We start from the raw sequence: 19,206 nt of genomic DNA on the forward strand, positions 1-19,206 counted from the left end.
GGAGCCTTGCCCATGACCCCCGCCGACCAGTCCCGCGCCGCCCGTGATATCGCTGCCGCGGCCCCCGTGATCCCCGTGCTCGTGCTCGACGACGCCGCTCAGGCGCGCCCCTTGGCCGAGGCATTGGTGGCTGGCGGCCTGCCCGCGCTCGAAGTCACGCTGCGCACGCCCGCGGCCCTCGACTGCATCCGCGCGATGGCCGACGTGCCGGGAGGGATGGTCGGCGCGGGCACGCTTCTGACGCCTGCCGACGTGCGGGCGGCCAAGGCAGCGGGCGCGACCTTCGGGGTGTCGCCCGGTGCGACCGACACGCTCCTGCAGGCTTGCGTGGACGAGGATCTGCCGCTTCTGGCGGGGGCCGCGACCGCGACCGAAGCGATGGCCCTTCTGGAAAAGGGCTACGACATGCTGAAGTTCTTCCCGGCCGAAGCCTCCGGCGGGGCGCCCGCGCTCAAGGCCATCGGCGCGCCGATCCCGCAGATCGCGTGGTGCCCCACGGGCGGCGTCAGCCCGTCCAACAAGGGCGACTACCTGTCGCTGTCGAACGTGGTCTGTGTCGGCGGATCCTGGGTCGCCCCGAAGGACGCTATGGCGGCGGGCGACTGGGCCGCGATCGAGGCGCTGGCCCGTGCGGCGCGGGCCTAGGACAGACCGGCCGTCGAGCCCGCGCCGGTCTGGAGATAGCCGTCGACCTCGCCCGACCCGATTCCGCCGAGCTTGGTGAAGTCGCCGCCGATGAACATCGCCTGGCCCGCGTCGCGGATCACCTGATGCGTCGCGCGCGCGAGCGCCGAGCCGAGCGAGATGCGCGCGGCCCCGGCCTCGGCGAAGTCCGTCCGCGAGGATTGCGTCCACGGCCCGGCGGCCAGTGCGTTGACCGGCTTGGAGACGCTGGCGGTGATCCGTCTGAGGTCGTTCATTTCGCCTGGCATCGGGCAGTAGAGGACGTCCGCCCCCGCCGCTTCGAACGCCTGCAGCCGCCGGATCGCCTCGTCCAGATCGTAGGCGCCGGTCATCACGCCATCCGCCCGCGCGCAGAACACGAAGTCGCGGGTGGCCTGCCGCGCGGCCAGCGCCGCCGTCTCGATCCGCGCTACCGCCGCGGCAAACTCATAGGCCGTGCCGTCGGGCGCGATATCTTCGATGCAGCACCCGGCCAGCCCCGCCAGTGCCGATTGCTGCACCGTCTCGGCGCAGTCGATGGGATCGGGCCCGTAGCCATCCTCGAGATCGGCCGAAATGGGCACGTCCACATGTTTCGCGAGGTCGGCGGCATGGGCGATCGCCTCGTCGCGCCCGACGCGCCCGCCATCGGGCAGGCCGCGCGTGAAGGCGAACCCGGCCGAGGAGGTCGCGATCGCCTGCGCGCCGAGGGCCACGAGCATTCGCGCCGAGCCGACATCCCACGCATTCGCAAGGATGAAGGGGTCGCCGGGGACGTGCATCGCGCGGAAATCGGTCATGTCGGGCCTCCTGTTCGCGACGAAGGGGACACGCCGCGCGCGGGTGTGTCAAACGGTTGCGGCGCGGCGCGCCGCCATGTTACGCCACCGGCCATGGACCGCGCGCGCTGCATCATCTGCATCTGACGCGTCCGCCAGTGCAAACGGCGGGCGACGGGTGTCCGCGACCGCGCTCCGGCCCCATCCCCGCGAACACGGAAAGGCCGGCATGGACCGTCCCACCATTCGCCTGCGCGACAGCCTCCGCCGCGAGGTCGTGCCCTTCACGCCGCTCGAACCGGACCACGTGCGGATGTATCTCTGCGGGCCGACCGTTTACGACCGTGCGCATCTCGGCAACGCGCGGAACGTGATCCTGTTCGACGTACTGGCGCGGTTGATGCGGCACGACTACGCCCGCGTGACCTACGTGCGGAACGTCACGGACGTGGACGACAAGATCAACGCCCGCGCCGCCGAGACGGGGCGCGACATCCGCGACATCACCGAGGAAACGCTTGGCTGGTTTCATGACGACATGGCCGCGCTCGGAAACCTGGCCCCCGATGTCGAGCCCCGGGCGACCGAGTACATCCCGCAGATGATCGAGATGATCGAGGGGTTGATCGCGTCCGGCAACGCCTATGAAGCAGAGGGGCACGTCCTTTTTGCGGTGGGCAGCTATGACGGGTACGGCAAGCTTTCGGGCCGCTCGCTCGACGACATGATCGCGGGCGCGCGGGTCGAGGTCGCGCCCTACAAGCGCGACTCGATGGATTTTGTGCTGTGGAAGCCGTCGGATGACGGCACGCCCGGCTGGGACAGCCCGTGGGGCCGGGGGCGACCCGGCTGGCATATCGAGTGCTCGGCCATGTCGAAGGCGCTGTTGGGGACGTCGTTCGACATTCACGGCGGCGGCAACGACCTGCTGTTCCCGCATCACGAGAACGAGCGCGCGCAGAGTTGCTGCGCCGATCCCGGCGCGGGCTTCGCGCAGATCTGGCTGCACAACGAGATGCTGCTGGTCGAGGGCCGCAAGATGTCCAAGTCGCTGGGCAATTTCTTCACCGTCCGCGACCTGCTGGACCAGGGCGTGCCGGGCGAGGTGATCCGCTTCGTGTTCCTGTCCACGCATTATTCCAAGCCGATGGACTGGACCGAGGCGAAGGCGCGCGAGGCCGAGGGCATCCTGCGGAAATGGCGGGAACTTGCCACGGAGGGCGGCACGCCCGATTCTAGCGTTCTCAAGATGTTGCGCGACGACGTTAACACACCGGGTGTGATCGCGGAGCTGCACCGCATCGCCAAGACGGGCGACGGCGCGACGCTGGCGGCATCGGCGGGGCTGCTGGGGCTGTTGGTTCCCGAGATGGGCGCATGGGCCGAGGCGCAGCCCGGCGGGATCGTCGAGGCGGTGCTGGAAGCGCGAACGACTGCGCGAGCCGAGAAGGACTGGGCGCGGGCCGATGCCCTGCGCGATGCGCTGGTCGCGGCGGGGGTCGTGGTGACCGACGGCAAGGGCGCGGGCTGGGAGGCGGGGCCAGGCTTCGATCCGTCGAAGCTGGAGGGCGTGGTGTGACCGAACGCCTCTACCTCTACGACACCACGCTGCGCGACGGGCAGCAGACGCAGGGCGTGCAGTTCGCGGCCGCCGAGAAGCGCGAGATCGCGGGGATGCTCGATGCGCTCGGGATCGACCATATTGAGGGCGGCTGGCCGGGTGCGAACCCGACTGACAGCGAGTTCTTCGACGATGCGCCGAAGACGCGCGCGACGCTGACCGCTTTCGGTATGACCAAGCGCGTCGGGCGCTCGGCGGCGAATGACGACGTGCTGGCCGCGGTGTTGAACGCGCGCACGCCCGCCGTCTGCCTCGTCGGCAAGACGCATCCGTTCCATGTCCGCACGGCGCTCGGCTGCACCTTGGAGGAAAATCTCGACGCGATCCGCGATTCCGTGGCCCATCTTGTTGCGGAAGGGCGCGAAGCCCTGTTCGACGCCGAACACTTCTTCGACGGCCACGCCGAGGACGCGGAATATGCCATCGCCTGCGTCCGAACCGCGCTGGATGCCGGGGCGCGGTGGGTCGTGCTCTGCGACACCAATGGCGGCACGATGCCCGCGCGGATCGGCGCGGTCGTGGCCGAAGTCATCGCGGCGGGCATTCCCGGCGACCGGCTGGGCATCCACACCCATAACGACACCGAACAGGCCGTGGCCGGCACGCTGGCGGCGGTCGATGCGGGCGCGCGGCAGATCCAGGGCACGCTGAACGGTCTGGGCGAGCGCTGCGGCAACGCCAACCTGACCTCGCTCATTCCGACGCTGGTCCTGAAATCCGAATATGCCGACCGGTTCGAGACCGGCGTGACCGCCGAGGCGCTGCCCCGGCTGATGCGCGCCTCGCGGCGACTGGACGACATCCTCAACCGCGTACCCCGGCGCGAGGCCCCCTATGTCGGCGCCTCGGCCTTCGCGCATAAGGCGGGCCTGCACGCGAGCGCGATCCTCAAGGATCCGACGACCTACGAGCACGTGCCGCCGGAATCGGTGGGCAACCAGCGGATCGTGCCGATGTCGAACCAGGCGGGCCTGTCGAACCTGCGCCGCCGGCTGGCCGAGGCCGGGCTCGACGGAGACGAGGATCAGCTTCGCCGCATCCTGACCCGCGTGAAGGAGGCCGAGGATCGCGGCTATTCCTACGACGTGGCGCAGGCGAGCTTCGAGATTATGGCGCGCGAGGAGCTGGGGCTGATGCCCGAGCTGTTCGAGGTGAAGCGCTACCGCGTCACGGTCGAGCGGCGGAAGAACAAGTACGACCGGATGGTAACGCTCTCCGAGGCGGTGGTCGTGGTGAAGGTCGATGGCGAGAAGAAGCTGAGCGTGTCCGAAAGCCTCGACGAGAGTGGCAGCGACCGGGGTCCGGTCAACGCGCTCTCGAAGGCGCTGGCCAAGGATCTGGGGCGCTATCAGGACGGCATCGCGGATATGCGGCTGACCGATTTCCGCGTGCGCATCATGCAGGGCGGGACCGAGGCCGTCACCCGCGTCATCATCGACCACGAGGACGATGCCGGGCGCCGCTGGTCGACCGTGGGCGTTAGCCCGAACATCGTGGATGCATCCTTCGAAGCACTGCTCGACGCGGTGCGCTGGAAGCTGGTGCAGTGACCGTCGCCGCCTGCGCGGGTCTCGTGCAGCGGGGCGACCCGGCGCGGTTCCGGGCGGTGATGGCCGCACCGGTGGGGCTGCGGGCGATGCTCTTTCCGCTCTATGCCTTCAACCTCGAGGTGGCGCGCGCGCCCTGGGTCACGCAGGAGCCGCTGATCGCGCAGATGCGCCTTCAGTGGTGGCGCGACGCGCTGGACGAGATCGCGGGCGGCGGCCAGGTCCGACGGCACGAGGTGGTCACGCCGCTGGCCGAAGTGCTGGACGGCGAAGGCGCGCGGGCGCTGGACGACGCGGTCGCGGCGCGCATGTGGGACGTCGAGGGGACGCGCCCCGAGGATGCGGCCGCGCTCCTGCGCCATCTCGACCGGACATCGGGCACCCTCCTCTGGACGGCGGCGCGGCTTGCGGGGGCGGACGATGCGCCGGCGGCGCGGGATGCGGGGCTGGCGCACGGGATCGCGTCCTGGCTGACGGCGATGCCGAACCTCGAGGCGCGGGGCCGCGCGCCCTTGCCGCCCGGCGACCGGGCGGCGGAGGTGCGGGGCTTGGCCGAGGCCGGGCTCGCCGCGCTCGGACGGTTTCGCGACGCGACGATTCCCAAGGCGGCGCGGCCCGTCTTCTTCGTGCTGTCCGACGTGGCGGCGGTTCTGACTGCGTTCCGCGATGCGCCGGACGTCCAGCCTGAGCTGTCGGACGCGGGCAGCCGGTGGCGCCTCGTCCGTGCGTCGATCACGGGGCGGGTCTAGGAGGGCTCAGGCCCGCTCGGTCCGAAGGTAGCTGCGCATCCCGTAGAGCAGTGGCGCGCCATCCTCGTCCACCCGCACGGCGCGAACGCGGCCGATGATGACGTGATGCGTCCCGATCTTCTCGGCCGATTGCAGCTCGCAATCGAAGCCGGCCAGCGCGTCGAGCATGGGGGCGCCCGTGGTCTCGACCGACCAGTCGATGGTGGCGAACTTGTCGCCGCCCGGCGCGGGCGCGCGGCTGGCGAAGGTGTCGGCGATGTCCGACTGGTCGTCATGCATGACGTTGATCGCGAAGCACCCGTTGGCGAGGATCGGTTCGGCCGCAGAGGAGCCACCGTTGATGCAGACCAGCATCGAGGGCGCTTCGCCATCCGCCGACACGCTGGTCCAGGCCGAGACGGTGACGCCGGCGCGCCCGCCCGGCCCGTCGGTCGTGACGATGCTGACCGTGGCGGCGGCCCGGCTCATGGCGTGGACGAAATCGGCGCGTAGTTGGCTGTCGGGCATGGGCAGGCACCTAACGCATGGGGGGGCGGTGTCGAGAGGCTTTCCCTCGGGCGCCGGGCGTGATTGCGTCGGCGTCGGAGGTGACGGTATGGCATTGCAGGACGCACGGGATCAGGTCGACGGGGCATTCACGCGCGATCGTGACCGGGGGCTGAACTTCGAGAACGCGTTCGGGGGCGCGACGTCGATCTTCCGGCGGCGCTACACGAAGGACCTCGCGGGGTTCGACCTGGCGGTGACCGGCGTGCCCTTCGATCAGGCCGTCACGCATCGCCCCGGCACGCGCTTCGGCCCTCGCGCCATCCGCGAGGCGAGCGCGCTCCAGCCCTTCGATCCGCCTTATTACTGGGACTACTCGCCGCTCGATGAGTTCGCCATCGCGGATTACGGCGATGTCGGCTTCGATTACGCCAAGGTGGCCGATTTCCCGCAGGCGCTGCGCGATCACGTCGCGGGCATCCTTGGGCAGGGCGCATGCTGCATCGCGATGGGGGGCGACCATTATGTCAGCTTCCCGATCCTGCAGGCCCATGCCGAGGCGCATGGCCCCCTGAGCCTGATCCAGTTCGATGCCCATTCCGACACCTGGCCCGATGACGACATGAGTCGGATCGACCACGGGACGATGTTCTACAAGGCGGTGAAGACCGGCGTGATCGACCCCGCGACCAGCGTGCAGGTCGGCATCCGGACCGTGAACCCCGATACGCTGGGTGTGACGACCATTGATGCCCGCGCCGTCCACGAGGCGCCGCCGGGCGAAGTGGCCGAGCGGATCAAGGCCGTCGTCGGCGACCGCCCCTGCTACGTGACCTTCGACATCGACTGCCTCGATCCGGCCTTCGCGCCCGGAACGGGAACGCCGGTCTGGGGCGGGCTGTCGAGCGCGCAGGCAGCGGCGATCCTGCGGGATCTGGCGGGCATCAACATGGTTGGCGGCGACGTGGTCGAGGTCTCGCCGCCCTATGACACGACGGGCGCGACAGCCATCGCGGGGGCGCATGTCGTGATGGAGTTGATCTGCCTTTGGGGCTGGACGCGCCGCTGATACGGGGTCAGCGGAACGCCAGCCCGACGCCGAAGGCCACGACGGCGCAAGCGCCCCCGACCAACAGCGTCTCGCCGACCGAGCGCCAGATGGACTCGGTCGAAACGCGCCAGCGCAGAAAGCCCAGCACCATCAGCGCCACCACCGAGCCCACGCAGCTGAGCGTGAAGCTCGTCGTGCCCGACCCGCCGGCGATGTAGGGCAGGAGCGGGACGGCCCCGAAGACGACGAAGCTGCCGAAGGTCACCAGCCCGTTTAGCCAAGGCACATCGTCGGTCGGGTCGGCCAGCCCGATCTCGTATTGCATCATGAAATCGGCCATCATCTCGGGGTTTCTCGCCAGGATCGCGGCCATGTCGCGGGCATCGGCGGGTTCCACGCCCCGCTCTTCCAGAAGCTCGACCGTCTCGGCGATTTCGGCCTCGGGGTTCACGTCGATCTCGCGGCGTTCCTTGGCGCGGATCGCGTGGTAGACGTCCTGTTCCGAGCGCGACGACAGGAACTCGCCCAGACCCATCGAGGTCGCATCGGCAAAGAGGTTGGCCAACCCGAAGAGCAGAACCGCCACGACGCCCACCTCGGCCGTGCCGTCGGTCGCGAGCCCCGCGAAGCCCGCCACCACGGCGAAGGTCGTGACGATGCCGTCATTGCCGCCATAGACGATCTGCCGGATGAAATCCTGCAGCGGCGTGATGCGGTGTTCGTCGGCCTTGTGGCGGGCAAGCGCGCTGTCGGTCATCCGTTGAGCATCGGGACCTGTTCGGGTGCGGTCAAGGCGGTCTGGCAATGCGACCCCGTCCGGCTTAGATGAAACGGGAGACGGCCCTGAGGAGGCATCATGCCCCGCGACCTGAAGATCCCCGCCGAGCGGCATCCCGAGAAGCAGCGCGGCCCCGACAACCCGCAGCCGAAGAAGCCTGCGTGGATCCGGGTGAAGGCGCCCGTGGGCGAGGGTTACAAGCAGACCGCGAAGATCATGCGCGAGCACAAGCTGGTCACGGTCTGCGAGGAGGCTGGCTGCCCGAATGTGGGCGAGTGCTGGTCGCAGGGCCACGCGACCATGATGATCATGGGCGAGGTCTGCACCCGCGCCTGCACCTTCTGCAACATCGCGACTGGCAAGCCGCCCGAGGCGCTCGACGTGTTCGAGCCGGGACGCGTAGCGGACGCGGTGCAGAAGCTGGGTCTCAACCACGTGGTCGTTACCTCGGTCGATCGCGACGACGTCGAGGATGGCGGGGCCGAGCATTTCGCCCAGACGATCCGCGCGATCCGCAAGCGCGCGCCCGACACCACGATCGAGATCCTTACGCCCGACTTCATCAAATGCGCCCCCGAGGCGCTGGAGGTCGTGGTCGCGGCCCGGCCGGACGTGTTCAACCACAACCTCGAAACCGTGCCCGGCCTCTATCCCGAGGTGCGGCCCGGTGCGCGCTACTTCCACTCGCTGCGCTTGCTTCAGCGCGTGAAAGAGCTGGATCCGTCGATGTTCACCAAGTCCGGCATCATGGTCGGCTTGGGCGAAGACCGTCAGGCGGTCTTGCAGGTCATGGACGACATGCGCGCCGCCGACATCGATTTCCTGACGATCGGCCAATACCTCCAGCCAACGCCCAAGCATCACGCGGTCGACCGCTTCGTCACGCCCGAGGAGTTCGCGGGCTACGAAAAGGCCGCCTGGGGCAAGGGATTCGGAATGGTGTCGGCCACGCCGCTGACGCGGTCGAGCTATCATGCGGGCGACGATTTCGCGCGCCTTCGGGCAGAGCGCGAGAAGCGCCTCGGCCGGGGCTGATCCGCGCGGGCCCGATTTCGTCGCAATTTCCCGTTAGACCGGCGGCATGATGATGCGGAGACGCCCTCTCAACCCGCATGTCGCCGGCGCGCTGATCTTCTTTCTCGGGACGGCACTCGGGGCGCTGCTCTTGTTCAACACCGACGGTTGGGTCTGGTGGATCGCGGCCTTCGCGATCTGGATCGTCTTCGGCACTCTGGGTGAGCGCGTGTTCAGACGGCTCGCCACGCCCGAGGAAATCCGCGAGGACCTCGCGAACCGCGCCGACAGCATCGATTGAGGCCGAGCTATTCGCGGGGCGGTAGCGCCTTGAGATAGGCCGCGATGGCCGCCCGGTCGCCATCCGGCAGACGGGCGAGGTTCTCGACCACATGCCTCATATGTCCGGCAGCCACATCGAATTCCGGCGTGAACCCGTCGGTGAGGTAGGCCTCGATCTCGTCTTCGGACCACGTCAGTTCGGCAGGCGTGATGTTCGGAATGCGCCCCGGCCCCGACGGGTTCGGCGCGCCCGCCATCCAGCGCGACCGGTCGAGACCGCCCAGCGCGGTGCGCGGTGTGTGGCATTCGGCGCAGTGGGACAGCGCCTCGGCGAGATAGCGGCCCCGCTCGACATCCGCCTCGGGGCCCGGCCCCGTGAAGTCCGCCGAGCCGTAAAGCTGTTTCCAGACGCCGACGCCGCGCCGGATCGAGAAGGGGAAGGCGATGTCATGCGCGGGCCTCGCGCCTTCGGCCGCGGGGAGCGTCTGCCAGAACGCCCAGAGATCAACGATGTCCTGCGGGTTTGCGAGCCGGTAGGCCGCATAGGGAAAGACCGGGAAGTAATGCGCGCCCTCGGGCGAGACACCCCGCTGCACGGCGCTGGCGAACTCGTCCGCCGTCCATGCGCCGATGCCATCCTCGGGGTGCATCGAGACGTTTGGCGCGTAGAAGGTGCCGAAATCCGACGGAAAGGCCTGACCGCCGGTCAGGACGAGCTGCGCATCGCCCTCGGCTTCGGGGGCCATATGGCAGGACGCGCAGCCCCCGGCCCAGAAGACCGCCTCGCCGCGTGCCGCGTCCCCGGCGAGGTCGTCATAGATGCCCGCGGGCAGCGGGTCGGCGCGCGTGATCCAGAGACCCAGCGAGAGGCAGGCCGCGCCCAGAAGCGCGGCCCCGGCGATCAGGCGCCGCATCCCGGCTCAGTTCTTGACGCGGAAGTCGTCGTGGCAGCCGCCGCAGGACTTGCCGACATCGCCCATCGCGGCCTGCACGCCTTCCAGCCCGTCGCCGGCCACGGCCTGCAGCGCGGTCACGGCGGTGCCGTAAGCCTCCCAGTCCTCCTGGAAGCCCGCCCAATTCTCGGCGATGGCGGGCAGCGCCCGGGTGCCCTCGATGCCTAGCGTGTCGGCCGGGAACAGCGGCTCGAGATGCAACATCGACATCGCCACGAGGTTGTCGGCGGCGACCTGTGCCGTGGCTGCGTCATACTCGGCATCGCCGCGCGCCATGCCGCCTACGAGACCCAGATTGTAGCCCACGACCTGCATGGCGCCCTGGCGCGCCTTGATCTGCGGCGGCGCCTCGTGCGACGCGGCGAGGGCGATGGTTCCGACGGTGCACAGCCCGGCGACGAACGCGATGGTCGAACGATTCATGACGTAACTCCCATAAGACAACGGGCCGAGCTTGCGCCCGGCCCGATGCCAAATCAACCAATGATTTACCTAAGGTAAGCGCGGCTCACCCCGGATGGTACGCCTGCTCGCCGTGGATCGCGAGGTCGAGGCCCTCCTGTTCGATGTCCTTGGAAACGCGGATCGGAAAGACCAGCTTGACTGCGAACACGATCAGCAGGGTGACAACGATCGTGTAGATCCCGACCACCGCGATGCCGCCCAGTTGGGCCCCCCAGGTGCCCGCGCCGAAGACCGCGATCATGATCGTGCCGAACACACCGCCGACCCCGTGGACGGCGAAGACGTCGAGCGTGTCGTCGATCTTCAGGAGGTTGCGGATGACGTTCACGGCCTCCTGGCAGAGGACGCCCGCGACCGCGCCGATCACCAAGGCCTCGACCGGGCCGACGAAGCCCGAGGCGGGCGTGATCGAGGCGAGGCCCGCGATGGTGCCCGTCACGATGCCCACCAGCGAGGCCTTGCCGTACTTGATCCGCTCCCACATGGCCCAGCTCAGCGACGCGGTCGCCGCCGAGATATGGGTGACCGTCAGCGCCATGGCGGCACCGCCGTCGGCGGCCAGCTGCGAGCCGCCATTGAAGCCGAACCAGCCGACCCAGAGCATCGACGCGCCGATCATCACGTAGCCGGGATTGTGCGGCGGCTTGGTCTTGTCGCCGCGCGGCCCGAGGAAGACCGACACCACGATCGCCGCGAGCCCTGCCGTCTCGTGCACCACGAGGCCACCGGCGAAGTCGCGCACGCCGATCTCGCCGAAGATCCCGCCATCCGACAGCATCCCGCCGCCCCAGATCCAGTGGACCACGGGCGCGTAGCAGAGCAGCATCCACGCCCCCGAGAACGCGAGGACGAAGCCGAAGCCCACCCGCTCGACATAGGCGCCGACGATGAGGGCGGGGGTGATGATCGCGAAGGTCATCTGGAAGGCGAAGAACAGCACCTCCGGCAGCGTGCCTGCCAGGTCGTCGGCGGTCACGCCGAGAAGGAACGCCTTCTCCAGCCCACCCCAAAGCGCATTGCCCTCGCCGAAGGCGATCGAATAGCCCACGGCAAGCCACAGGACGCTCATCAGGCAGGCGATGGCGTAGCAGTGCATGAAGACGCTCAGCACGTTCCGCGCGCGGACGAGCCCGCCGTAGAACAGCGCAAGGCCCGGCAATGTCATGAACAGGACCAGCGCGGTTGCGACGATGATCCAGGCGGTGTCGGCTCCGACCATTTCGGTATTCTCCCCCTTCTGTGTCCCGGCCGTGTGGCGAGAGGCGGGTGCCGTTGAAAGAGGCAGGGCTGCGGCCGGGTGCTGAAAATTGTCGCGATGCGTGATGTGCGCGCCGTTTGTGCGCTCAGACGGCACGATGCCCGCGAATTGGGCGCCGGTGAATCAGCGCGCGCTGCGCCACGCGGCCCAGTCCTCGGGCGTGTCGAGATCGGTCAGCGCCGCGCGCCCTGGCAGGGCCACGGTCGAGACTCCGGCACCCGACAGCAGAGATCGTGCGCCGTGATCGCCGGTCAGGCGGGCCAGTGCGGCGAAGTGATCGCGGCCGAAGACGACCGGCTGACCCGGCGTCCCGTCCGCGGCGGTCGCCCGGAGGATCGAGCCTTCGCCTCGACGCCATGTGTCCACGACGGCCTGCAACGCGGCCGCATCGATCTCGGGCATGTCGGCGAGGTGGATCAGGAGCGCGTCGGCCGTCACCTCGGCCACGCCCGCCCGGATCGACGCGGACATGGCCCGGTCCGCCACATCCACCAGCCGCGCCGGCGTATCGCCCAGCCAGGCCCGTCGCCGGGTATCCCCGGCCGGCAGCGCGACGATCACCTCGGGAGAGACGGCGCAGGCAGCCCGCACGGCGCGCAGGATCAGCGGGGTGCCATCCACCTCCTCCAGAAGCTTGTCGGCGCCCTGCATCCGCGACGACGCGCCCGCGGCGAGGACGAGGATGGCGGGGATGGGGCGCATGGCGGTTTCCGAGGCTGCGGTCACGTCCCGTTAACCATCCCCGCCTCCTCTGGCCAGAAATACCTCGGGGGTCCGGGGGCAGCGCCCCCGGCGTCGCTCACCCGCGCTGGCGTTCGCCGTTCGCATCGAAGATCGGGGCATGCTGCAACCGCGCGGGCAGCCGCTTGCCCAGAACCTCGATCGACCACGGCCCCTCGGCATCCGCGTCGGTGCGGGGCACATATCCCAGCGCCATCGACGCCGCCGCGTTGTGCGCGAACCCGCCCGACGTGACCCAGCCGACGCAATCGTCGCCAAGATAGATCGGCTCGTCCCCGATCACGTCCGAATCCTCGGCCTCGACCACGAAGCTGCGCAGCCGCAACGCGCCGCCCGCGTCCCGTTCCGCCACCGCGCCCGCCTTGCCGATGAACTCCGCCTCCTTGCCGTAGGCCACGAAGCGGTCCAGCCCGGCCTCGAGCGGGCCGTAGAGCGGGCGATATTCGCTGCCCCAACCGCCGTAATTCTTCTCCAGCCGCATGGCGTTGAGCGCGCGCAGACCGAACGGCCTGATCCCCAGGGGCTCGCCTGCCTGCATCAGAAGCTCGAATACGCTGCGCTGGTATTCCGGCTTCATCCAGATCTCGTAGCCGAGATCGCCGGTGAAGCTGACGCGGCCCATGATGCAGGGCGCCATGCCGACATCCATGCGCCGAACGCGCATGAAACGCATGCCGTCGTTCGAGACATCCTCGCCCGTAACCGCCTGCATCAACTCGCGCGACTTCGGTCCCGCGATCGAGAGGCCGAGCAGTCCAAGACCGTGATTGACGATCTCGATCTCCTCGTCCCCGCGATGGGTCTCGAACCAGCGCATGTAGAACACCTCGGCCATGCCGGAGCCGGCGAGGAAGAATTCATCCTCGGCCAGGCACGAGATGGTCAGGTCCCCCTGCAACTTGCCGTCTTCCTTGAGAAGGGGCGCGAGGGCCATGCGGCCTGGCGCGGGGATCTTGCAGGCGAACAGGCGGTCGAGCCACGCACGCGCGCCCGTGCCCCGGACCGTGAACTTCGAGAAGCCCGAGATTTCCATGATCCCGACGCCCTCGCGGCAGGCGCGGACCTCAGCGGCGACATGGTCGAAATCGGTCGAGCGGCGCCACGAGAACACGTCACGCGTCTCGTCGGGCGAGAACCAGAGCGGCGCCTCGAGGCCCCAGCTGTCGCCCATCTGCGCGCCGAGCCCCAGAAGGCGGTCGTAGATCGGCGTCGTCTTGTGGGGGCGCGCGGCGGGCAGCTCCTCGTTGGGGAACTTGATCGAGAAGCGGCGGGCGTAATTCTCCTGCACCTTGGGGTTGGTGTAGCTGAGCGTGGCCCAGTCGCCGTAGCGGGCGACATCCATCGCCCAGACGTCGAAGCCCGGATCTCCGTCGGTCATCCAGTTGGCCAGCGCCAGCCCCACGCCGCCGCCCTGGCTGAACCCCGCCATAACGCCGCAGGCCGACCAGAAGCCCGGTAGGCCCCGCACGGGGCCGACCAGCGGGTTGCCATCGGGCGCGAAGGTGAAGGGGCCATTGATGATCTGCTTGATGCCCGCGGTCTGGAAGGCCGGGAAATGGTCGAAGCCCACCTCCAGCGACGGCGCGATGCGGTCGATGTCGGGCTGCAGCAGCTCGTGCCCGAACTCCCACGGGGTATCGCGGGGCGACCACGGTACGCAGGCCTTCTCGTAGGTGCCCATCAGCATCCCGCCCCGTTCCTGCCGGAGGTAGAGCTCACCGTCGAAATCGACCGCGTGGATCACTTCCTTGCCCGTCGTGGCATTGATCTCGGCCACTTCCGGCATGTCCTCGGTCAGAAGATACATGTGCTCCATGGCCAGCACCGGAAGCTCGATCCCCACCATGCGCCCGACCTCGCGCGCCCAGAGACCGCCGGCGTTCACGACATGCTCGGCGCGGACGTCGCCCTTGTCGGTATGCACCAGCCAGCCGTCGGCGGTCTGCGTCAGCGCGGTGACGCGGGTGTGCGTCTCGATGGTGGCGCCGAGCTTGCGGGCGGATTTCGCGTAGGCGTAGGTCGTGCCCGAGGGGTCGAGATGGCCATCGACCTGCGTGCGCGCCGCGCCGATGAACTTCGAGGGATCCATCAGCGGGAAAGCGGCATGGGCCTCCTCGGGGGTGATGATCTCGATCTCGATGCCTTGATACGCGGCGCGCGAGGCGGTGGATTTCAACCAGTCCATCCGGTCGGGCGTCGAGGCCAGCAGCACGCCGCCAGTCTGGTGCACGCCCGTGGCCTGTCCCGACAGATCTTCGATCTCCTTGTAGAGCTCGATCGTGTATTGTTGGAGCTTGGCCACGTTCGGGTCGCCGTTGATGGTGTGGAATCCGCCCGCCGCGTGCCATGTGCTGCCGGACGTCAGCTCCGAGCGCTCGAGGAGCAGCGCGTCCGTCCAGCCCGCGCGGGCCAAATGGTAGAGGACCGACGCGCCGACGACGCCGCCCCCGATGATGACTACGCGCGCGCTGTCCTGCATGTCCCGGTCCCCTTGCTCCCGTTTGCCCGAGGCTAGGGCAGGGGGCGGGCGCGCGGATAGGGATTATGCGACCTGCGAGGTCGGATTCGAGCGGAGCGGCGGGATCGCATGCGGCGTCGCAACGGCGCGGGTCCGATCCGTCACGTGACGCGACCGGCATCGGGACCCTGCCGCGGGCGCCGGGGTCGATCTGTCCGGGCGCACCGGGTGCAGTCGAGAATATTCTTACGAATATTCTCGACCGTTCCGCGTTGAAGCGACGTAAACGCTCGAATTCGCCGGATGGCGAGGGCTCGGTCGCATTCAGCGCGCGTCCTTTGGCCGGGCCCTCTCGCAGCGCGGAGAGCGGACAACACCGGTGCCCTACTCGCGCGCCAGCTCCCGCAGATCCGACAGCGCGGTGTCGCCGACTTCGATCTCGGTCCGCGCGCGGCGGGTCATCCGGGTGGAGCCGGGCAGGCGGGCGTCGCCATCCGCTTCGATCGCCGTCGCCAGCCGCTCGAGCGTCGCCGCGAATGCCCCGCCCGAGGCCGCGCCGGGGTCGATGGCAATGATCGTCTGGCCGAGGCCCGGCGGGTCGCCTTTGTCGTCAAAGAGGCTCGACGCCTCGCCCGCGAGTTTCGCACCCGAGAGCGCGGCGGCCATCACCTCGACCATCAGGGCCAGCGCCGCACCCTTCGCGCCGCCCGCGGGGACCATCGTTCCGGCCAGCGCGGCCTCGGCATCGGTCGTCGGGTGGCCGTCGCGGTCGAGCGCGATGCCTTCGGGGATCGCGGCACCCGTGCGGCGGGCTGCCAGCACCTTGCCACGGGCCACCGTCGAGAGGCTGAGGTCGATCACCAGCGGGATCGCATCCGCGCGCGGTGCGCCGAATGCGATGGGGTTGGTGCCCAGGAGCCCGGTCTTGCCGCCCCAGGGCGCCATCGCGGCGGGCGTGTTCACCATCATCAGCGCGACGAGACCGGCATCGGCCAGCCGTTCGACATGCGGGCCGAGCTGGCCCGCGTGGTGCGAGCGGTGGATGGTGGCACAGGCGATGCCTTGGGCGGGTGCCGTCTCGATCAGCGCGGCGAGTGCCGCATCGACCGCCGGGAAAGCGAAGCCATTCCGCGCATCGACGCGGATCAGTCCGGGCGCGGGGCGCGCGACCTGTGGCGTGGCCATGCCGTCGACCTTGCCCGCGCGGACCTGGCCCACATAGCTGGGCATCCGGCTGAGCCCGTGGCCGGCCTGACCGTCGCGCTCGGCGAAGACGAGCGCGCCGCCGACGCGGGCGGCGGTGTCGGGCGCGGTCCCGGCGCGGACGAAGGCCGCGGTGGCGAGCCGTTCGAGTTCGGTGACGGCGACGGTCTCGGGCATGGGGGCGCTCCGCGTAATCTGCATGCATGAATCGGGCCGCCCCGGTGGGGACGGCCCGTGTCGTGTATCGCGCCGCCCCGTGCGGGGCGACCCGGCGGAATCAGGCCGAGCGGTAGAGCTTGGTCATCGAGAACTCGACATGGCCCAGCGCCTCGGCGGCGGTCATGCGACCGTTCGCGGTCCGCTCGATCATCTCGATCAGCGCGTCGCCGGCCTGGTCGATGGTCTGTTCGCGGGTCAGCACGCCGGTCACGTCCACGTCGATATGTTCGGACATGGTGCGCAGGGTGCGCGGGTTGCCCGAGATCTTGATGACGGGGACGATCGGGTTGCCGACCACGTTGCCCTGGCCCGTCGGGAAGGTGTGGATCACGTATCCCGCGGCGGCCATCAGGGTCACGCATTCGGCCGCGGCCGAGGAGGTGTCCATGAAGTAGAGGCCGGGGCCCTTGGTCGGTGCCACGGCCGGGCCCATCGCGTCGAGATAGGTGCACTCGCGCCCGATCTTCTCGAGATTGCCCAAGGCCTTCTCCTCGATCGTCGTCAGACCGCCCAGGATGTTGCCCTTGGTGGGCTGGCTGTCCGACAGGTCGTCGGTCTGGTGCGCGAAGATCACGTCGTCGGCGTAGGCCTTGAAGATCCGCATGAAGTTCTCGGCGGCCTCGGGCGAGGCGGCGCGCTTTTCGCAGATATGTTCGGCTCCGGTGATCTCGGAGGTTTCGCCGAAGCAGCCGTAGAGACCGTGCGGGATCAGCTTGTCGTACATGTTGCCGACGGTCGGGCAGGACGACAGACCGGTGGTCGTGTCGCTCTCGCCGCACTTGGTCGAAACCCAGAGCTCGGTCAGCGGGCAGGGCTCCTTCTGGAGCTCCGAGGCCCAGTGGACGAACTCCTTGGCCTTCCACGACGCGGCGCGGATCGTCTCGAAATCGCCGTTCTGCTCGATCGAGAACTCGGCGACGGGCTTGCCGGTCTCGCGGATGCCGTCGGCGATGATCTTGGTCCAGCCGGGCTCGATCCCGATGACCACGACGGCGGCGACGTTCGGGTTGGACCCGGTGCCGATCATCGTGCGGAAGTGCAGCTCGAGATCTTCGCCGAACTGGAGACGGCCATAGGCGTGCGGGATCGCCATGGTGCCCTTGACGTTATTCGCCACCGCCTCGCAGGCGGCGTTCGAGATGTCGTCGACGGGCAGGATGACGACGTGGTTGCGGACGCCTACGCGGCCATTCTCACGGCGCCAGGCATTGACCATGCGGTTTGTTGCGTCGAACGGCATCTTACCACCTCTTCGTTTTGCAGTTGTGGGTATGGACGTGGCCGCCCGTCTCGGCGGGTCCGACCATCTTGCCGATGTCTTCGCCGTATTTGATGACCGTGTCGCCTTCGGACAGGTCCTTCAGCGCGACCTTGTGACCGATGGGGATGTCGGCCTTGGCCGTCAGGCGGAAGTCGGAATTGTCGTGGGTGACGACGCAGAGCATGTCGGTGCCCGCGGTCAGACCCTCGACCACGACGACGCCGACATTGTCGGCCTGATCGTGGACCAGAAGCTGGGGTTTGCTCATCTCATCCTCCCTGGGTGCTGTGAGTCGTGGCTCGACCTACGCCCATCCGAAGTCTTATACAAGACCAATGATACAGGACTTGAGTGAGCGGCGGAGTCGCGATAGGGCAGGGGTCATGCAGGCCGAACCTTTGTATCAACGAATTCTGAGCGATCTGACGGGACGTATCGCGCGCGGCGACCTTTCGCCGGGCCAGATGCTGCCGTCCGAAACGGTAATCGGCGCGGAATACGGTGCCAGCCAAGGCACGGCGCGCAAGGCGCTGTCGCTTCTCGAGGCGCGGGGCATCCTCGAGCGCCGGCAGGGGCGTGGGACCTTCGTCGCGGTTTCGACCGACGAAAGCGCGCTCTTTCACTTCTTCCGGCTGCGGGATGCGCAGGGCGATCTGGTCACCCCGATCCTCGAACGGCAATCGGTGACACGCCGCGCGGCCACGGCCGCGGAGGCGGCCCTCGAGGCGGGCGAGGTCTACGAGATCGACCGGCTCCGCCGGATCGGCGGCCGCCTCGCCGCGCGCGAGATCGTCACGGTGGCCGCACCGCGCTTTCCGGGCTTGGGCGAACGCGAGACGCCGGCCAACGCGCTCTACCCGTTCTACCAGCGGGCCTACGGTGTCGCGATCCTGACGGCGTCGGAGACGCTGGCGCCAGCCGTGTCGACGGCGGGGCAGGCGGGGCTCGACGTTGCGGCCGGCGATCCGCTTCTGGTCATCCGGCGAACGGCAGCGGACGTGGCGGGCGTCGTGACCGAGCTGCGTCACTGCACCTATGCGATGGACGGGCTGAGCTACGCCGTCGATCTGCGCTGAGCCGGGCTTAGTCGAACCCGGCGAAGCCCGTGACCTCGACCGGCCGTGCCGGTGTCCCGCCCGAAAGGGCAATGCGCACGCCCAACGGCAGGTCCGTGCCGGACCACGTCTCGACGGGCGTGCCATCGGAGTCGAGATAGACGAAGCGCCCCGCCGTCAGCCCGTCGATTACCGTGACGTCGGCCACCTGCGACCCGGTCGTCGCTCGCAGCGTCTGGACCAGGGCGAGCCCGTCCCCGCCACGTCGCAGCGCAAGCGTCACTTCGCTCAGGCCCAACGTCCCGAAGCCGCGCCGTGTCACCGCGACGAAGCGGAGCGCGTCCTCGGTGCCGAGCAAGACGGGCGCGTTGGACGCCGCCGCGGCCTCGCCTGCAACGCGCAGGGGGATGGGGCGGGCGCCTGTGACGGTCCGCGCCACGTGATCGACCGCTGCCGCCATCTGGCCCCGCGTCGCCACCGCGTCGCCCATGCCCGCGACCGTCCGCATCTGCCCGAGGATGCCGGCCATCATCGCCGACATGATCGCCACGATCGACAGCGCGGCGAGCAGTTCGACCAACACGATCCCGCTGTCGCGCGGAGCCGCGCCCGACATGCCCTTT

General features: G+C 69.0%; 20 protein-coding genes. 8 read left to right on the plus strand and 12 right to left on the minus strand.

The annotated features are described in order from the left end of the window. Positions 1 to 12: 12 nt before the first annotated feature. Positions 13 to 645: a bifunctional 4-hydroxy-2-oxoglutarate aldolase/2-dehydro-3-deoxy-phosphogluconate aldolase gene (gene eda / locus Q0833_RS07170; RefSeq protein ID WP_298431770.1), complete on the plus strand. Its 633-nt coding sequence runs from the start codon at positions 13 to 15 to the stop codon at positions 643 to 645. On the opposite strand, the gene Q0833_RS07175 is transcribed toward eda, so the two are convergent. After that, on the minus strand, positions 642 to 1,463 hold the full coding sequence (locus tag Q0833_RS07175; protein ID WP_298431772.1) for an oxaloacetate decarboxylase: 822 nt from the start codon (positions 1,461 to 1,463) through the stop codon (positions 642 to 644). The genes eda and Q0833_RS07175 overlap by 4 nt on opposite strands. A 208-nt stretch (positions 1,464 to 1,671) precedes the next feature. Here Q0833_RS07175 and cysS point away from each other — a divergent pair, with 208 nt between their 5' ends. The 3 genes from cysS to Q0833_RS07190 are packed head-to-tail and all read left to right on the plus strand — an operon-like array spanning position 1,672 to position 5,359. Next, positions 1,672 to 3,021 (plus strand): cysteine--tRNA ligase, encoded by a 1,350-nt coding sequence (gene cysS / locus Q0833_RS07180; RefSeq protein WP_298431775.1) that lies wholly within the window; start codon positions 1,672 to 1,674, stop codon positions 3,019 to 3,021. Then, on the plus strand, positions 3,018 to 4,613 hold the full coding sequence (gene cimA, locus Q0833_RS07185; protein WP_298431778.1) for a citramalate synthase: 1,596 nt from the start codon (positions 3,018 to 3,020) through the stop codon (positions 4,611 to 4,613). The genes cysS and cimA overlap by 4 nt, the downstream gene beginning before the upstream one ends. Continuing rightward, a complete protein-coding gene (locus tag Q0833_RS07190) occupies positions 4,610 to 5,359 on the plus strand; it encodes a squalene/phytoene synthase family protein (RefSeq protein WP_298431783.1) in 750 nt (249 codons plus the stop codon). Before cimA ends, Q0833_RS07190 begins: the two co-directional genes overlap by 4 nt. Before the next feature lie 6 nt (positions 5,360 to 5,365). On the opposite strand, the gene Q0833_RS07195 is transcribed toward Q0833_RS07190, so the two are convergent. After that, a complete protein-coding gene (locus Q0833_RS07195; protein WP_298431786.1) occupies positions 5,366 to 5,866 on the minus strand; it encodes a flavin reductase family protein in 501 nt (166 codons plus the stop codon). An 88-nt stretch (positions 5,867 to 5,954) separates the two neighbouring features. On the opposite strand from Q0833_RS07195, the gene speB reads away from it, so the two are divergent. Further along, positions 5,955 to 6,914, plus strand: a complete 960-nt coding sequence (speB, locus tag Q0833_RS07200; RefSeq protein ID WP_298431789.1) for an agmatinase — start codon at positions 5,955 to 5,957, stop codon at positions 6,912 to 6,914. A gap of 7 nt (positions 6,915 to 6,921) precedes the next feature. Here speB and Q0833_RS07205 read toward each other — a convergent pair whose 3' ends face one another. Next, the gene (locus Q0833_RS07205) at positions 6,922 to 7,653 is read right to left on the minus strand and encodes a VIT1/CCC1 transporter family protein (protein WP_298431792.1); all 732 of its coding nucleotides are present in this window, start codon (positions 7,651 to 7,653) and stop codon (positions 6,922 to 6,924) included. A gap of 99 nt (positions 7,654 to 7,752) precedes the next feature. Between Q0833_RS07205 and lipA the strand changes: the two genes are divergently transcribed. Together lipA and Q0833_RS07215 are read left to right on the plus strand one after the other, a co-directional pair. Further along, on the plus strand, positions 7,753 to 8,709 hold the full coding sequence (gene lipA / locus Q0833_RS07210; RefSeq protein WP_298431795.1) for a lipoyl synthase: 957 nt from the start codon (positions 7,753 to 7,755) through the stop codon (positions 8,707 to 8,709). A gap of 52 nt (positions 8,710 to 8,761) precedes the next feature. Beyond that, a complete protein-coding gene (locus tag Q0833_RS07215; protein ID WP_298431798.1) occupies positions 8,762 to 8,989 on the plus strand; it encodes a hypothetical protein in 228 nt (75 codons plus the stop codon). A 7-nt stretch (positions 8,990 to 8,996) separates the two neighbouring features. On the opposite strand, the gene Q0833_RS07220 is transcribed toward Q0833_RS07215, so the two are convergent. The 8 genes from Q0833_RS07220 to Q0833_RS07255 all read right to left on the minus strand — a co-directional run bounded on the left by Q0833_RS07220 (position 8,997) and on the right by Q0833_RS07255 (position 17,796). Beyond that, complete coding sequence (locus tag Q0833_RS07220) at positions 8,997 to 9,884, minus strand: cytochrome c (protein ID WP_298431801.1); 888 nt, start codon at positions 9,882 to 9,884, stop codon at positions 8,997 to 8,999. Positions 9,885 to 9,890: 6 nt separating this feature from the next. Next, positions 9,891 to 10,346, minus strand: a complete 456-nt coding sequence (locus tag Q0833_RS07225) for a cytochrome c (RefSeq protein WP_298431804.1) — start codon at positions 10,344 to 10,346, stop codon at positions 9,891 to 9,893. An 85-nt stretch (positions 10,347 to 10,431) separates the two neighbouring features. After that, the gene (locus Q0833_RS07230) at positions 10,432 to 11,607 is read right to left on the minus strand and encodes an ammonium transporter (protein ID WP_298431807.1); all 1,176 of its coding nucleotides are present in this window, start codon (positions 11,605 to 11,607) and stop codon (positions 10,432 to 10,434) included. A gap of 162 nt (positions 11,608 to 11,769) precedes the next feature. Beyond that, positions 11,770 to 12,348, minus strand: coding sequence for a nucleotidyltransferase family protein (locus Q0833_RS07235; RefSeq protein WP_298431810.1), 579 nt, complete (start codon positions 12,346 to 12,348; stop codon positions 11,770 to 11,772). Between the two features lie 97 nt (positions 12,349 to 12,445). Beyond that, entirely contained in the window at positions 12,446 to 14,866 is a 2,421-nt protein-coding gene (locus Q0833_RS07240) for an FAD-dependent oxidoreductase (protein WP_298431813.1), read from the minus strand. A gap of 363 nt (positions 14,867 to 15,229) precedes the next feature. After that, positions 15,230 to 16,225: an Ldh family oxidoreductase gene (locus Q0833_RS07245; RefSeq protein WP_298431816.1), complete on the minus strand. Its 996-nt coding sequence runs from the start codon at positions 16,223 to 16,225 to the stop codon at positions 15,230 to 15,232. Between the two features lie 100 nt (positions 16,226 to 16,325). After that, positions 16,326 to 17,507 (minus strand): UxaA family hydrolase, encoded by a 1,182-nt coding sequence (locus Q0833_RS07250; RefSeq protein WP_298431819.1) that lies wholly within the window; start codon positions 17,505 to 17,507, stop codon positions 16,326 to 16,328. 1 nt (position 17,508) lies between these two features. Beyond that, positions 17,509 to 17,796, minus strand: coding sequence for a UxaA family hydrolase (locus tag Q0833_RS07255; protein WP_298431822.1), 288 nt, complete (start codon positions 17,794 to 17,796; stop codon positions 17,509 to 17,511). A 130-nt stretch (positions 17,797 to 17,926) separates the two neighbouring features. Here Q0833_RS07255 and Q0833_RS07260 point away from each other — a divergent pair, with 130 nt between their 5' ends. After that, a complete protein-coding gene (locus Q0833_RS07260) occupies positions 17,927 to 18,604 on the plus strand; it encodes a GntR family transcriptional regulator (RefSeq protein WP_298431826.1) in 678 nt (225 codons plus the stop codon). Between the two features lie 7 nt (positions 18,605 to 18,611). Here the strand turns inward: Q0833_RS07260 and Q0833_RS07265 are convergent, their stop codons facing one another. Then, entirely contained in the window at positions 18,612 to 19,199 is a 588-nt protein-coding gene (locus tag Q0833_RS07265) for a hypothetical protein (protein ID WP_298431829.1), read from the minus strand. Positions 19,200 to 19,206 lie beyond the last annotated feature (7 nt).

Source organism: uncultured Jannaschia sp. (assembly GCF_947503795.1).
Lineage (GTDB): Bacteria > Pseudomonadota > Alphaproteobacteria > Rhodobacterales > Rhodobacteraceae > Jannaschia.

What these genes read in the sequence shown, in the direction of transcription:
- Q0833_RS07240 (WP_298431813.1), bottom strand. Translation starts at nt 14,866, where the DNA reads ATGCAGGACAGCGCGCGCGTAGTCATCATCGGGGGCGGCGTCGTCGGC.
- Q0833_RS07245 (WP_298431816.1), bottom strand. Translation starts at nt 16,225, where the DNA reads ATGCCCGAGACCGTCGCCGTCACCGAACTCGAACGGCTCGCCACCGCG.
- Q0833_RS07225 (WP_298431804.1), bottom strand. Translation starts at nt 10,346, where the DNA reads ATGAATCGTTCGACCATCGCGTTCGTCGCCGGGCTGTGCACCGTCGGA.
- eda (WP_298431770.1), top strand. Translation starts at nt 13, where the DNA reads ATGACCCCCGCCGACCAGTCCCGCGCCGCCCGTGATATCGCTGCCGCG.
- Q0833_RS07195 (WP_298431786.1), bottom strand. Translation starts at nt 5,866, where the DNA reads ATGCCCGACAGCCAACTACGCGCCGATTTCGTCCACGCCATGAGCCGG.
- Q0833_RS07265 (WP_298431829.1), bottom strand. Translation starts at nt 19,199, where the DNA reads ATGTCGGGCGCGGCTCCGCGCGACAGCGGGATCGTGTTGGTCGAACTG.
- Q0833_RS07235 (WP_298431810.1), bottom strand. Translation starts at nt 12,348, where the DNA reads ATGCGCCCCATCCCCGCCATCCTCGTCCTCGCCGCGGGCGCGTCGTCG.
- cysS (WP_298431775.1), top strand. Translation starts at nt 1,672, where the DNA reads ATGGACCGTCCCACCATTCGCCTGCGCGACAGCCTCCGCCGCGAGGTC.
- Q0833_RS07215 (WP_298431798.1), top strand. Translation starts at nt 8,762, where the DNA reads ATGCGGAGACGCCCTCTCAACCCGCATGTCGCCGGCGCGCTGATCTTC.
- Q0833_RS07220 (WP_298431801.1), bottom strand. Translation starts at nt 9,884, where the DNA reads ATGCGGCGCCTGATCGCCGGGGCCGCGCTTCTGGGCGCGGCCTGCCTC.
- Q0833_RS07255 (WP_298431822.1), bottom strand. Translation starts at nt 17,796, where the DNA reads ATGAGCAAACCCCAGCTTCTGGTCCACGATCAGGCCGACAATGTCGGC.
- Q0833_RS07175 (WP_298431772.1), bottom strand. Translation starts at nt 1,463, where the DNA reads ATGACCGATTTCCGCGCGATGCACGTCCCCGGCGACCCCTTCATCCTT.
- Q0833_RS07250 (WP_298431819.1), bottom strand. Translation starts at nt 17,507, where the DNA reads ATGCCGTTCGACGCAACAAACCGCATGGTCAATGCCTGGCGCCGTGAG.
- Q0833_RS07230 (WP_298431807.1), bottom strand. Translation starts at nt 11,607, where the DNA reads ATGGTCGGAGCCGACACCGCCTGGATCATCGTCGCAACCGCGCTGGTC.
- lipA (WP_298431795.1), top strand. Translation starts at nt 7,753, where the DNA reads ATGCCCCGCGACCTGAAGATCCCCGCCGAGCGGCATCCCGAGAAGCAG.
- speB (WP_298431789.1), top strand. Translation starts at nt 5,955, where the DNA reads ATGGCATTGCAGGACGCACGGGATCAGGTCGACGGGGCATTCACGCGC.
- Q0833_RS07205 (WP_298431792.1), bottom strand. Translation starts at nt 7,653, where the DNA reads ATGACCGACAGCGCGCTTGCCCGCCACAAGGCCGACGAACACCGCATC.